The sequence below is a fragment of the Qipengyuania thermophila genome (assembly GCF_004153605.1).
GTDB classification, from domain to species: Bacteria; Pseudomonadota; Alphaproteobacteria; order Sphingomonadales; family Sphingomonadaceae; genus Qipengyuania_B; species Qipengyuania_B thermophila.
The window spans coordinates 607669-620698 of the sequence record NZ_SDSI01000001.1 but is presented as its reverse complement, the minus strand read 5'-3'; the positions used below and the strand labels follow the sequence as shown (position 1 = coordinate 620698).

8 protein-coding genes are annotated in these 13030 nt (G+C 69.1%); 6 read left to right on the top strand and 2 right to left on the bottom strand.

All coding sequences use genetic code 11. The annotated features are described in order from the left end of the window. The first annotated feature begins 50 nt into the window (after positions 1–50). Positions 51–2582 (top strand): pyrroloquinoline quinone-dependent dehydrogenase, encoded by a 2532-nt coding sequence (locus ETO60_RS02885; protein ID WP_130002495.1) that lies wholly within the window; start codon positions 51–53, stop codon positions 2580–2582. Between the two features lie 24 nt (positions 2583–2606). Here the strand turns inward: ETO60_RS02885 and ETO60_RS02880 are convergent, their stop codons facing one another. After that, positions 2607–3977 (bottom strand): FAD/NAD(P)-binding protein, encoded by a 1371-nt coding sequence (locus ETO60_RS02880; RefSeq protein WP_130002493.1) that lies wholly within the window; start codon positions 3975–3977, stop codon positions 2607–2609. Further along, on the bottom strand, positions 3974–5050 hold the full coding sequence (locus tag ETO60_RS02875; protein WP_130002491.1) for a Gfo/Idh/MocA family protein: 1077 nt from the start codon (positions 5048–5050) through the stop codon (positions 3974–3976). Before ETO60_RS02875 ends, ETO60_RS02880 begins: the two co-directional genes overlap by 4 nt. Before the next feature lie 39 nt (positions 5051–5089). Between ETO60_RS02875 and ETO60_RS02870 the strand changes: the two genes are divergently transcribed. The 5 genes from ETO60_RS02870 (at position 5090) to ETO60_RS02845 (ending at position 12757) form a co-directional block, all read left to right on the top strand. Further along, positions 5090–5983: an aldo/keto reductase gene (locus ETO60_RS02870; protein WP_130002490.1), complete on the top strand. Its 894-nt coding sequence runs from the start codon at positions 5090–5092 to the stop codon at positions 5981–5983. Continuing rightward, on the top strand, positions 5980–7071 hold the full coding sequence (locus tag ETO60_RS02865) for an LLM class flavin-dependent oxidoreductase (protein ID WP_130002488.1): 1092 nt from the start codon (positions 5980–5982) through the stop codon (positions 7069–7071). Before ETO60_RS02870 ends, ETO60_RS02865 begins: the two co-directional genes overlap by 4 nt. 12 nt (positions 7072–7083) lie before the next feature. Next, positions 7084–8316: an MFS transporter gene (locus ETO60_RS02860; protein ID WP_234026318.1), complete on the top strand. Its 1233-nt coding sequence runs from the start codon at positions 7084–7086 to the stop codon at positions 8314–8316. 60 nt (positions 8317–8376) lie between these two features. Beyond that, positions 8377–10773, top strand: a complete 2397-nt coding sequence (locus ETO60_RS02855) for a TonB-dependent receptor (protein ID WP_130002485.1) — start codon at positions 8377–8379, stop codon at positions 10771–10773. A gap of 538 nt (positions 10774–11311) precedes the next feature. Then, complete coding sequence (locus tag ETO60_RS02845) at positions 11312–12757, top strand: tyrosine-type recombinase/integrase (protein ID WP_130002483.1); 1446 nt, start codon at positions 11312–11314, stop codon at positions 12755–12757. Positions 12758–13030: the final 273 nt, after the last annotated feature.

The following is a 13030-nucleotide window of genomic DNA, read 5'->3' as shown; positions in this document are numbered from 1 at the left end:
ACTGCGCTCCCTTCCACCTCCTGTCCGAGGCTGACCCGCGAGGCTGACCGATGACCACCGCCGACGCCGCTTCCGCTCCCGCCCTTCCCAAGGCACGCCGCGAGCGCCAGCGGCGCGGCTGGCGCTGGACCTATCTTGCCCTGGCGGCGCTTCTTGCGCTGCTCGGGCTGGCGACCTTCGCGCTTGGCGTGGCGATCGTCACCATGGGCGGGACGTGGTACTACCTCGTCGCCGGAGCCTTGCTGCTGGCGGGGGGTGTGCTGGCGTGGCGCGACCGGCATCTGCCGGCTCTGGCGCTGCTGGGCGGCGCGGTGGTCCTGACCGGCATCTGGGCGCTGGTCGAGATCGCCGGCAAGGGGTGGATGCCCGCATGGATCATCGATCTCGCGGGGCGCACCGGTCTTGTCACCGCGCTCGTGGTGGCGACCGGCCTTGCCTACCTGTTCTGGCGGGTGCCGCCGGGCGCGGCGGCGCGCCGCTGGGCGCTGGGCGGCGTGGCGGCGGCGCTTGTCGCGGTGGTGGCGCTCCTTGCGGCGCTGTGGGAGCGGACGCAGGCGCCTGCCACCCGCTTTGCCCTGTCTGCTCCCGTGGCACCCGGCGCAGGAGGCGAGGCGGGCGCGGAATGGGGCACCTTCGGAGGCACCAGCGCCAATCGCCGCTTCTCCACCCTCAGCCAGATCAACACGGACACGGTCGCCGATCTCGAGGAGGCATGGACGTTCCGGACCCGCGACACCAACGAGGCCGAAGGGCGGGTGTTCTACTCGTCGCAGAACACGCCGGTGAAGATCGGCGACCTGCTCTACGTCTGCACGCCGTCGAACCAGGTGTTCGCGCTCGACCCCGCCACCGGAGAAGCGGTGTGGCAATTCGATCCGCAGGTTCCGTCCCGCGCCAAGGAGCCGCTGTTCACCGCCGCCTGCCGGGCCGTCGCTTACCATGATGACGGCGATCCCGCCGGACGGGATGAGGCGGTGTCGCGGATGCCCGCGGTGCCGGGCGTCATCGGCCCGGTGCCGCGCGAGGGCAGCAATTGCCACCGGCGCATCTTCGTCGCCACCGCCGACGGGCGGCTGATCGCTCTCGACGCGCTTGGCGGCTATGTCTGCCGCTCGTTCGGCAATGGCGGCACGGTCGACATGACCGAAGGCATGGGTCTGCGGGCCGACGGCTTTGCCTCCAACACCTCGGGCGCGACGGTGGCGGGCGGATTGCTGATCCTGGGACAGCAGGTCAGCGACAACCAGCGGCGCGACGCTCCGTCGGGAGTCGTGCGGGCTTGGGATGCGGTGACCGGCGAGCTGCGCTGGGCGTGGGACGCGCTGCGCCCAGATCCGCAGGCGCCCCTCGCGCCGGGCGCCATCTATCCGCGCGGCACCCCCAACGCCTGGAACGTCATCACCGCGGACGAGGGGCTGGGCCTTGCCTTCATCGGCACCGGCAACGCCGGCGCCGACCAGTGGGGCGGCAACCGCACGCCCGAGGAGGACCGCTTCACCGACGCCGTGGTCGCGGTGGATCTCGCAACCGGGCAGACGCGCTGGGTGTTCACCACGGTCATCCACGACGTGTGGGACTATGACACCGGCGCCGCGCCGATGCTGCTCGACGTGGTGATCGACGGAGCCCCGCGACGGGCGATCATGCAGGCGACAAAGACGGGCAACATCTTCCTGCTCGACGCGCTCACCGGTCAGCCGCTGCGCCCGGTCGAGCGCCGCCCGACGCCGCAAGGGCCGGCGCCCGGGGACTGGGTGTCACCATGGCAGCCGCAGTCGAGCTTCTTTCCCAACATCGGCGGCATCCCTCAGCGCGAGCCGGAGGAGATCGACGCCCGCCACGCCTTCGGCCTGTCGCCCATCGACGCCGCGCTGTGCCGGATCAGCTTCCACCGGCACCGCTACGAAGGCATGTTCACCCCGCCCACCACCGAGAAGGCGGGCATGCTGCTGTTCCCCGGCACGGTGGGGGGCATGAACTGGGGCGGAGGCGGTTTCGACCCGGTGCGGCGGCTGCTGATCGTCAACAACACCCGCTTTCCCAACTCGGTGGTGCTTCACCCGCGCGAGGAGGTGGAGGACAAGGCGATCGGGTCCGGCGGGTCGCGGCCGGATCAGGCGATCGCGCCGCATCTTGGCACGCCGTTCGGCGTGACCCGGCCGACCTGGCTGTCGGTCCTCGGCATGCCCTGCAACTCGCCGCCATGGGGGTTCATCTCGGCCATCAACATCGACACGGGGGAACTCGTCTGGTCGAAGCCGCTCGGCACCGGCTTCGACACCGGTCCGCTCGGCATTCCGACCCGTCTCAAAATCCCGACCGGCACCCCCAATCTGGGCGGGCCGCTCGTCACGGCCGGCGGCGTCACCTTCATCGCCGCCGCGCAGGACAATTTCCTGCGCGCCTTCGAGACGGCCACCGGCCGGCTGCTGTGGCAGGGACGGCTTCCCGCCGGGGGGCAGGCCGGGCCGATGACCTACGAGCACAACGGCCGCCAGTATGTCGCCGTCACCGCCACGGGGCATGACCGTTTCGAGACGACTCCGGGGGATCACGTCGTGGTGTACGCCCTGCCGCGCTGAGCAGAGCCGGCGGCGCAGGCCGCCTCAGACAGCGGGAACCTCGGCTCCGGCAAGGCGGACGGAGAGCGTCTGCGCCTGCACCCGGATGTCCGGCACGGCCACCGTCTCCCAGAACGTTCCGCGCGTCACCGGGCCGAGGGCGTGCAGTCCCGAAACCGGCGATCCCGAGCGGCCGATGACCTGCAGGGCAGGCGTCACGTCGATGCCGAGGTCGAGTGGATCGGGACGGATGTGCCCCTCGGCAAGCATCTGCGTGAGCAGCGGATCGTCTGTCCGGCGCAGGTCGCCCTGCGGGCCGGTGCAGTTGACGATGCGGCGCACGCGCAGGCGCTGTGGCTCGCCGCCGCCGCGGGCGCGCCACGTGACCGCCACGTGACGTCCCTGCGCCTCGGTCGCCAGCAGCCGGCCGGCAGCGACCTTGAGGCGCCCGCTTTCCTCCATCTCCGCCACGCGCCGGGCGATCTCGGGCGCCACGCGGTGCCGGTGAACGTCCCAGTAGGGCCGCAGGTGGCGCAGGAAGCGGCGTCTGGCGGCGGGGTCGGCAGCGGCCCACAGGGGCTGTGTCACCGGACGCAGCGCATCCACGGCGCCCCGCCATCCCTGCCGTGCCGCGGCGGCCCTGACCTCCCGCACCAGCCGGGAGAGCGGTCCTGCCGGCACATCGCGCCGCAGCTCGACCGGCGGCTGCGCCGGATCGTGCGCGCGGGGCATGAGGCCGCGACGCGAGAGGGCGATGACGGTGCCGGCAAACCCCCGCGCGGCGAGCAGCAGCGCCGCGTCGATGGCGGTCAGCCCCGTTCCCAGCAGCAGCACCGTGTCCCCCGCGGCCAGTCCTTGCGCCAGCGTGTCGCTCCACGGGTCGCCGCAATACAGGTCCGCGCCCAGCGCGGCAGGGTCGAGACCGGGCGGGGCGAGCGGGGCGAAATTGCCGGGAGCCAGCACCGCATGGGCAAAGACCATCGGCGCGCATGGCGGCGCATGCGCGCGCCACCCGCCGGGCACCGGCTCCAGTGCAGTGATGGCCCGGCCGAGCCGGTGCAGCCGGTCCGGCTGCGCACGCTGTGCCCCCTCGAGCAGGTCGGCGAGGTAATCGCCATAGAGGGTGCGCGGCACGAAGCTGTCCGCAGCGCCCGCCGCACGGGCTTCGAGCCAGCGGGCAAAGTGCGCCGGCTCGTCGGGAAAGGCGCTCATCCCGCCAGCGCGGACGTTGAGAAGGTGCACGGGATCGGCCGCCGAGTAGGCGATGCCGCGCGCCCATTGGCGGTCCACCCGCTCGGCCAAAGTCACGCGGAGCGTACCCGACCGCAGGAGGTTGAGCGCGAGCAGGGTGCCCGAAGCGCCGCCGCCGACGATCAGCACGTCCGACCCGTCGCGGCGGGCCTGCCCGCCGTTCACAGGCCAAGTTCCTCCATCATCACCACGCGGTGCTCGCGCGCGCTGATTTCGGCGGCAACGCCCATTGCAACGGCCCGAAGCCCGTCGTCGGCGGACACCTGCACCTCTGCCTCGCCGCGCGCCGCGGCGGCAAAGGCCCGGTGCTGGTAGAAGCTGGCACCGTGATGGGAACCGGCCGCCATCGCCGCGACGTCGACGGGCACATGCCGCCGCTCGACCGCCTTGGGGCTGCCAAACGGGACGCGCGGGCTCCACACGAGATCGCCGGGCGGGATCAGCACGTCTAGCCGTCCCCGCTCGCCGGTGGCGGACATCTCCTCCTGGTGCTCTGTCCCTTCGGCGAACATGCACAGGTCGAGCATGGCCCGCGCGCCGTTAGCGAACTCGACGGTGGTGAAGCTGTTGTCGATGATGTCGGGGCGCTTGCCGTCATAGCGTTCGTCGAGATGGTTGACGTCCATCGCGCCCGAACAGAACACCCGCACCGGCTCCGACCCCACGATCAGCCGCATCAGGTCGAAGAAGTGGCAGCATTTCTCGACCATCGTGCCGCCGGTGTTGCGCGCAAACCTGTTCCAGTCGCCGACCTTCGGCAGAAAGGGAAAGCGATGCTCGCGGATCGACAGCATGCGCAGCGTGCCGACCCGTCCGCCGTGAACCTCCTCGATGAACGCACCGGCCGGCGGCATGAACCGGTATTCCATGCCGCACCAGAACGGCGCGGCGCGCCCGGCGGCAGCGTCCACGATCCAGCGCGCGTCCTCGACCGTCGTGGCGAGCGGCTTCTCGCAGAGGATGGCGGCATCGGTGTCGAGCAGCGGCTCCAGCACCGCGCGATGCGTGTGGTTGGGCGAGGCCACCACGACCGCATCGAGCGGCGCCGCGCGCGCCAGCTCCGCGGCGCTGGCATGGCACACGACCTCGCCGGCGGCATCGCCAAGAGCCGCCCTCGCCCAGCCGAGCGAGGTGTCCACCGGATCGGCCAGCGCCACGATCTGCGCGTCTTCCTGGAGCAGGATGTTGCGGATGTGCTCCACACCCATCATGCCGGTTCCGACGATGCCGTAGCGCATGATTGCCTGTCTTCCCCCTGAGGCTCTACAAGGCGAGCTATGACCGAACTTGTCCCGCCGCGCCAGCCTCGCCCGCTCGGCTCCAGCGGCATCACCATCAGCCCGCTGGCCTGGGGGATGTGGCGGCTCGACGGCGACGTGCGGGCCGTGCGCGCGCGCATCGACGCGGCCCTCGATGCCGGGATCACCCTGTTCGACACGGCCGACATCTACGGCTACGGGTCGCCGCTCGGCTTCGGCGGCGCGGAAGAGTTGCTGGGCGAGGCCTTCGCCGAGGCGCCCGGCCTGCGCGAGCAGGTGGTGCTGGCGACGAAGGGCGGCATCACCCCGCCGGTCCCCTACAATTCGGCCGCCAGCTATCTGGCGCAGGCGCTGGAGGCATCGCTGCGGCGGCTCCGGACCGAGCGCGTGGAGCTTTACCAGATCCACCGCCGGGATTTCCTCACCCATCCGCAGGAGGTTGCGGCGGCGCTGACGCGGATGGTCGAGGCTGGCAAGGTGCGGGCGCTCGGCGTGTCCAACCATGCCCCCGCCGAGGTGACGGCGCTCAAGACCTTCCTTGACCTGCCGATCGTTTCCACTCAGCCCGAGTTTTCGCCGCTCCGCGCGGCGCCGCTGTACGACGGCACCCTCGATCAGGCGATGGCCGAGGGGATGGCGGTGCTGGCATGGTCGCCGCTGGGCGGAGGCCGGCTGCTCGCGGACGGCAATCCGGCGGGGCACCTTCTCGCCCGGCAGGGTGCCGCCTTCGGCGCCGACGCCACCGCTGCCGCGCTGAGCTGGCTGATGGTGCATCCCGCCCGCGTCATCCCCATCGTCGGTAGCCAGCAGCCCGAACGCATCCGGGGCGCAGCGGCGGCATTGCAGGTGGAATGGACGCGCGAACAGTGGTACGCGGTGCTGCAGGCGGGAACGGGGGAGCCTTTGCCATGACCACGGCGCTGCAACCATGCGAGGTGAGCTGGTTTGCGGCGCTGTGCGATGACGATTACGAGTTTCTGGGCATGCCGGACGCGCGGCTGCAGTCGTCCTGGGACCATTGCCGCGACATCGTTCTTCAGGCCGAGACCGGCGGGTTCGACAACATCCTGTGCCCCTCGGGCTACCAGCTCGGCATCGACACGACCGCATTCGTCGCCGGCATGGCCGCGCTCACCCGGCGCATCCGGATGCTGATGGCGGTGCGGGTCGGAGAAAGCTGGCCACCGCAGCTTGCCCGTCAGATCGCGACGCTGGACCGGATGCTGGGGATGATCGGCGGCCTGCCGCGGCTGACGGTGAACATCATCTCCAGCGACCTGCCCGGCGAAACGCTGGCGAGCGAACCGCGCTACGCCCGCACGGTCGAGGCGATGCACATCCTGCGCACCCTGCTGAACGGCGAACACCTGTCTCACCGCGGCGAATTCTGGTCCTTCGACCTCGATCCGCCTCGTGTCGGCACGCTTTCCGGACGCTGTCCGCCGCTCTATTTCGGCGGCCTGTCTCCGGCCGCTCGGGACGCGGCGGCGCGAGGATGCGACGTCTATCTGATGTGGCCAGACACGCTGGAAGGCGTGCGCGGCATCGTCGCCGATCTGCGTGCGCGCGCCGCCCGCTTCGGAAGAACGCTGAGGTTCGGCTTCCGCGTGCACGTCATCGTGCGCGAGACGGAGGCACAGGCGCGGGCCGCGGCCGACCGGCTGCTGTCGCGGCTCGACGCGGCCACGGGGGAGGCGATCCGCGCGAAGTCGCTCGACAGCCAGTCTGCCGGGGTCGCCCGTCAAGCAGAGCTGCGCGAGGAGGCGGCGCGGCAGGACGGCTATATCGAGGCGAATCTATGGACGGGCATCGGCCGCGCCCGGTCAGGCTGCGGCGCGGCGATCGTCGGCGATCCGGACCAGGTGCTTGCCAAGCTTGAGGCGTACCGCGCGGAAGGCATCGACGCCTTCATCCTGTCCGGATACCCCCACGCCGCCGAGGCGGACCTGTTCGCCCGCCATGTGCTGCCCCGGCTCGACCATGCCCCGCTCGGTGTCTGACGCTTGACCGGCGTGGTGCGGCCGTGGCGGGCCTGGCTCCTGTTCGGCCTGCTGTGCGCGGCCGGCATCTTCAACGCCATGGACCGGCCGATCATCGCCATCCTCAAGCCCGACATGTCGGCAGAGTTCGGCTGGTCGGATGCGGATTTCGGCCGGCTGGCGGCGGTGACGCAGTTCGCCGCCGCCTGCTCCTTCCTGTTCACCGGCTGGATGATCGACCGGCTGGGCGTGCGGCGGTCAATGGCGGTCGGCGTCACGGCCTGGAGCCTTGCCGCCATGGCGCATGGCTGGGCCGTGAGCGGGTGGCAGGTGGTGGCGGCGCGGCTCGGGCTGGGCGCGACGGAGGCGGTGCAGACGCCGCTCACGATCAAGACGGTGGCGACGCTGTTCGGACCGCGGCTGCGCAGCCTGGCCATCGGGGTCGGCACGCTGATCGCGGCGTTCGGCACCATCGTGTTCCCCTTCTTCATCCCGGTGCTCGCGGCGAGCTATGGCTGGCGCGGCGCCCTGCTGTTCGCGGGTCTGGGAGGGTTCGTGATCCTGGCGCTCTGGTGGATCGCGGCGCGCGGCGTGGTGTTCGCCGACCGGGCCGAGGATCCCGCGCTCGACTTCTCCGATGATGGCCGCCCCTATGGACCGATCCTGCGCGAAAGGCGCACCTGGGCCATCGTCATCGCCAAGGCGCTGTCGGATTCGACCTGGTGGCTGCTCGCCTTCTGGCTGCCCGACTTCTACCGCCGCACCTATGACCTGTCGACGCAGGAGCTCGCGCTGCCGCTCGCCATCGCCTACGCCGGATCGGGACTGGGGGCGCTGTTCGCCGGGTGGATTTCCGGCCGCCTGCTGGCGCGCGGCTGGAGCGCCCGTCAGGTCCGGCAGTCGGTGATGCTCACCTCGGCGCTGGTGGTTCTGCCCGTTCCGCTGGTGCTTCAGCTCGACAGTTTCTGGGCCGTGGCGGTGATGATGGCCGTGGTGCTGGCCGGGCATCAAGGCTTTTCGCTCAGCATCTTCGGCACGATCACCGACGTCGTGCCCCGCGCCAAGGTCGGGCGCGTGACCGCGTTCGGCGCGTTTTTCGGCAACATCGGCGGCATGGCGATGGTCTGGGTGGCGGGCGAGGTGCTGGCGGCGCAGATCGGCTACACCCCGCTGTTCCTGTTTGCCGCGGTGTCGTATCTTTTCGCGCTTGGCTGGCTCCGGCTGGTCATGCCGGGGGAGGGACGCCATGCGGCCCTGTCGGCCTGAGGGTTCGCTTCTCTGCCGGCGCCGGGGGGTGTATAGGGGACCAAGACAGGGGGAACGGGGATGAAGGCAATCGACAAGGGCTCGCTCGCAGGAGCCGCCACCATCGCGCTGGCCGCCATGGTCGCCGCGCCGGCACCGGCCCAGGCGCAGGCGGGACAGGCGGCACTGCCCGAACAGCGGGATGACACGACCGTCGGCACCGAAATCATCGTCACCGCACAGAAGCGGGAGGAGCGGCTGCAGGACGTGCCCCTGTCCGTCTCCGTCGTCGGCGGCAGCCTCGTCGAACAGCAGGGCGGCATCAATCTCGAGAATGCGCAGTATCTCGTGCCGACGCTGAACTTCCGCAAATCGGGGACGAGCATCAACCAGTCGCTGTTCCTGCGCGGGGTCGGCACCTCCACCTTCTCCATCGCCGGCGAGCCGTCGGTGTCGACGGTGGTGGACGGCGTGGTGTTCTCGCGCGCGGGCGAGGCCTTCAGCGACCTCGTCGACATCGAGCGGATCGAGGTGCTGCGCGGGCCGCAGGGCACGCTGTTCGGCAAGAATGCCAGCGCCGGGGTGATCAGCATCGTCAGCCGGCGGCCGGGCGACACGCTGGGCGGCTATGTCGACGCGGGCTACTTCTTCGGGGAGGGCAACGAGTACCGGGTGCGCGCCGCGCTCGACCTTCCGCTGGGCGCCGGCGCGGGCCTGCGCCTCACGGGCTTCGTGAGCGACTATGACGGCAACCTGTTCAACGAGGCGCCCGGTGTCTCACGCCGGGTGAACGGCTATGATCGCTGGGGAGTGCGCGGCCTCGCGGTGATCGAGCCCACGCCCGACCTCAGCATCACCGTCATTGCCGATTACCGCCGCGCCAAGGACGACTGCTGCGCCGAGGCGATCGGCACCGTTCCGGCGAACCTTGCCGCCCAGGTGCTGCCCGCGCCGCAGGGGGACGCGACCCGCCGCGTGCGGCAGAACCTCGTCACCGCGACCAACGAGGAGTCCTACGGCGCCTCGGTCCAGATCGACGCCACGCTGGGCACCAACACCGTGACCTCGATCACCTCGTGGCGGCGCTACGACAACGAGGAGATCCGCGACGGCGACTGGCTGCCGCGACCCTTCGCCAATGCCGGCCTCAACGAGCTGCACGACGTCGGGCCGCAGACCGGCAAGACCTTCACCCAGGAGCTGCGCCTGACATCGCCGCAGGGCGGACTGCTCGAATATGTCGGCGGGCTGTTCTACAGCTGGGCGGACACGGAGCGCACCTTCACTCGCGACGTGGTGCTGTGCACGCCGGCGCAGCCCGTCCTCACGGCCTGCGACGCGCCCGGCATCGTCGTCACCCGGCCGTCGGGCACAGCGACGTTCGGCTCAACCTTCAAGAACCTGGCCGCGTTCGCGCGGGTGACGCTGAACATCACCGACCAGTTCCGCCTGCTGGGCGGTCTTCGGTTCACGCATGACCAGCTCGACGTGTTCCACATCCGCCGCACCGCGCTCGCCGGTCCGGGAATCCAGCCGAACTTCGATCAGGGCGTGTTCGACCGTTACCAGCAGCTCGTCGCCGCGGGCGTGGCGCCTAACATCGCCCAAGGACAGGCCGTGGCCGCCTCCAACGGCGTGCCCTTCACCGCCAAGACCACCAACGACAACTGGTCCGGCATGGCGGGCGCGCAGTTCGACCTGACGCCGGACAACGTCCTCTATGCGACGTGGACGCGCGGCTACAAGGGGCCGGCCTTCAACATCTTCTTCAATCTGGCGAGCACCGGCACCAATGTCATCGAGCCGGAAACGGTCGACAGCTACGAGGCGGGGATCAAGAACAGCTTCCTCGACGGCCGTCTGGTGCTGAACCTGTCCGGTTATTACGCGCGCTACGACAACTTCCAGGCCAACAATCCCGACGTGGTTGCGGGGGTGGTCGTGACCCGGTTTACCAATGCCGGACGCATCTCGACTCGCGGAGCCGAGCTCGACCTGATCTTCGCCCCCACCCGCGACCTGTCGCTGTCGGGCGGCATCGCCTACACCGACGCCCGCGTGGACCAGTTCCGCCAGCCGGCAGGGAATGTCACCGGCGTCATCCCGCCGGGAACGCGCCTTGCCTATGCGCCGGAGTGGAAGGCCTCGCTCGCCGGTGACTGGCGTCTGCGCACCGGCGGGGCAGTCGATTTCGGCGTCAATGCCATCGCCTCGTGGCAGTCCGAGCAGATCAGCCAGTTCGACGCCAATCCGGCGGTGCGCGCGGCGACCACGATCGACGGCTATGCGCTCGTCGACCTGTCGCTGGCCGTCATCGACGCGCGCGACCGCTTCCGCCTTGCCTTCCAGGTCCGCAACCTCTTCGACCAGAGCTTCGCCGCCGCCATCACGTCGGGAGGACCGGGTGGAAGCTACCGCTACATCATCCCGCGCGAGGCCGACCGGTACTTCGGCGTGACCGGACGGGTGAGCTTCTAGGACCGGCCTCGCCACGCACCGGCTGGCGACAGCGCCGCCGCGGCGCGGCGGGGGAGTAACGGGTGCGGGACTGGTGACGACGTGTACGGCTCTTCGCACGACGCCATGCTGCATCAGACCATCCTTGCCCTTGATGCCGGAGGGCGCGTTTGCCGAGGAACCGGCCCGGCAGCAGGTTCGACACCGAACGGGACTTTGTTTCGATGGCGCCGTTCGCTCCGAATGCAGCCTTGGTGGGGATCTGCTGCGGGTCGCTGACGAACACGCACCCCGAGGAGCGGGATCGTCGCCTGGACTCAAAGCAGCTGGCGCACCCGACAGGATTCGAACCTGTGACCTCTGCCTTCGGAGGGCGGCCTGCATGACAAACGGAGGCGAACGCAGGCAACCTTTGGTCCCATCTAAGATGTTATTTTAGCTTTTCTTTTTGTCGTTTTGGAGCGAGAAGCGTAGGGGATAGCGAACGGAGCCGACCGCTGAAAAACGGACGGAAAGACCCCTAAAAGACCCCTCGCGGGCAAACCGACAGAGAAAAGGCATGGCCAAGACGCATCTGACCGACACCGCAGTCGAGCGCTATCGCCGCCCAGCGAAGGGCCGCACGGAAGTATCTGACACGGAGCCGGGGTTGTTCCTTTGGATCACGCCGAACGGCACCAAGAGTTGGGTCACCATCTTCCGGCTGCCCGATACCGCTGGCAAGCGCAGTCAGCGCCGCAAAATGGTTTTGGGGCGCTTTCCGGCTATAGGCGTCGCGTCGGCGCGCAAGGCGGCTAACGAGATTATGGTCCTTGCTGCCCAGGGCATCGACCCAGAGGTCAAAGCCGCTGAGGAGCGCAGGGCTGAGGAGCGGGAAGAAGCAAACCGTCGAGCGCAATCCTTCGCGAACGTGGCCGAGGAATATGTGGCGGCCATGAAGGCCAGCAAACTGGTGGGCGGTCGCAAGCGGCCAGTGACACCGGGCACCGCCATTGGGCGCGAAAGCCTGTTAACCCGGCTGGTGCTGCCGACGCTGGGCGACACCCGTTTGGATGAGATCACTCCGGCTATGATTGCCCGCCTTCTGTCGTGCATTGAGAAAGACGGTGGCCCGGTCGATGCAGCTTTGAAGAACGTCCGCATGGTGTTCCGCTTCGCCCAGTCGCGCGGTCTGTTCCACGGACAATTGCCCACGTCCGGCATGACGGCGCGGCAAGCGCCAGTGAAGGAGGTTCGGGCTCTCGCTGACGAAGAATTGCGCGCCATCTGGCGCGCTACGAACCGACAGGGCGGTTCGTTCGGCGCGGTCGTGCGTATGCTTATGCTGACGGGCCAGCGCCGGTCGGAGATTGCAGAGCTGCGTTGGGATGAGGTCGATTGGGACCGGCAGTTGCTCATCATCTCGGCTGACCGGGTGAAGAATCGCGCGGGCACACATGAAGTGCCGCTGACCGCCCCGGCGCTCGCCATTCTGCGGGAGATGCAGGAGGCCTACGAGGCGCTAGGGCACAAGTCCGGCTTGGTGTTCCCCTCAGAGGCAGGTGACACGCCCATCAGCGGCTGGACCCCGCTTCGCGCCAAGCTCAACCGCACCGTGCAAGGCGAGCTCGCCAACCTCTCAGACGCCGAATGGCGGTCCATCCGCGCGGGCGGCGCATTGCGACCCGACACCCGGAAGTTGAAGGCGGAGGCTTTGGCCAAGATCGGCGCGACCCCGGTGACGCCATGGCGGCTACACGACCTGCGGCACACTTTCATAACCCGCTGCCGCGACGGCGAAGAGAATGCGGCAGGCGAAATCACATGGTCCGCCCCGCTCGACGTGCTGCAAGCGACCGTGAACCACGAAATTACCGCTGGTGTCACTCGCGTCTATGACCACGGCGACCTCCAGCGCCGCTACCGCCTGAGGAAGCGCGAGCTGCTGGAGTGGTGGAGCCGCAAACTGTTGACGATTGTGGAGGGGACGGCAGCCGAAAACGTAGTTCAGATGTCGTTTCGGTGAGCGCGCAAGCACCAAAACAACATGCGTCCATCTTACCAGAAATTTGAATTGGCGCGGAGACGGAAAAGAAAGGAGCTAAGCTCTCGCTCAAATTACAACTTTTTGGGTCGCATAGGCCGGGAAAGAAAAGTTGTTTTCTTCACCGGCGAGTCGAGGCATAAAGGTTGCGTTCGAATGTATTGGCGTTCGAACGCGATCTTGACTGCCAGAGCGGGGGGACCGGACACCCCATCAAACCGGCGTAAAGGCTCTCGGCATCATCCAACATTTAGC

Excerpts from the sequence above, each read along its gene's own strand:
- ETO60_RS02885 (WP_130002495.1), top strand. The coding sequence starts at position 51 with ATGACCACCGCCGACGCCGCTTCCGCTCCCGCCCTTCCCAAGGCACGC.
- ETO60_RS02875 (WP_130002491.1), bottom strand. The coding sequence starts at position 5,050 with ATGCGCTACGGCATCGTCGGAACCGGCATGATGGGTGTGGAGCACATC.
- ETO60_RS02870 (WP_130002490.1), top strand. The coding sequence starts at position 5,090 with ATGACCGAACTTGTCCCGCCGCGCCAGCCTCGCCCGCTCGGCTCCAGC.
- ETO60_RS02865 (WP_130002488.1), top strand. The coding sequence starts at position 5,980 with ATGACCACGGCGCTGCAACCATGCGAGGTGAGCTGGTTTGCGGCGCTG.
- ETO60_RS02855 (WP_130002485.1), top strand. The coding sequence starts at position 8,377 with ATGAAGGCAATCGACAAGGGCTCGCTCGCAGGAGCCGCCACCATCGCG.
- ETO60_RS02845 (WP_130002483.1), top strand. The coding sequence starts at position 11,312 with ATGGCCAAGACGCATCTGACCGACACCGCAGTCGAGCGCTATCGCCGC.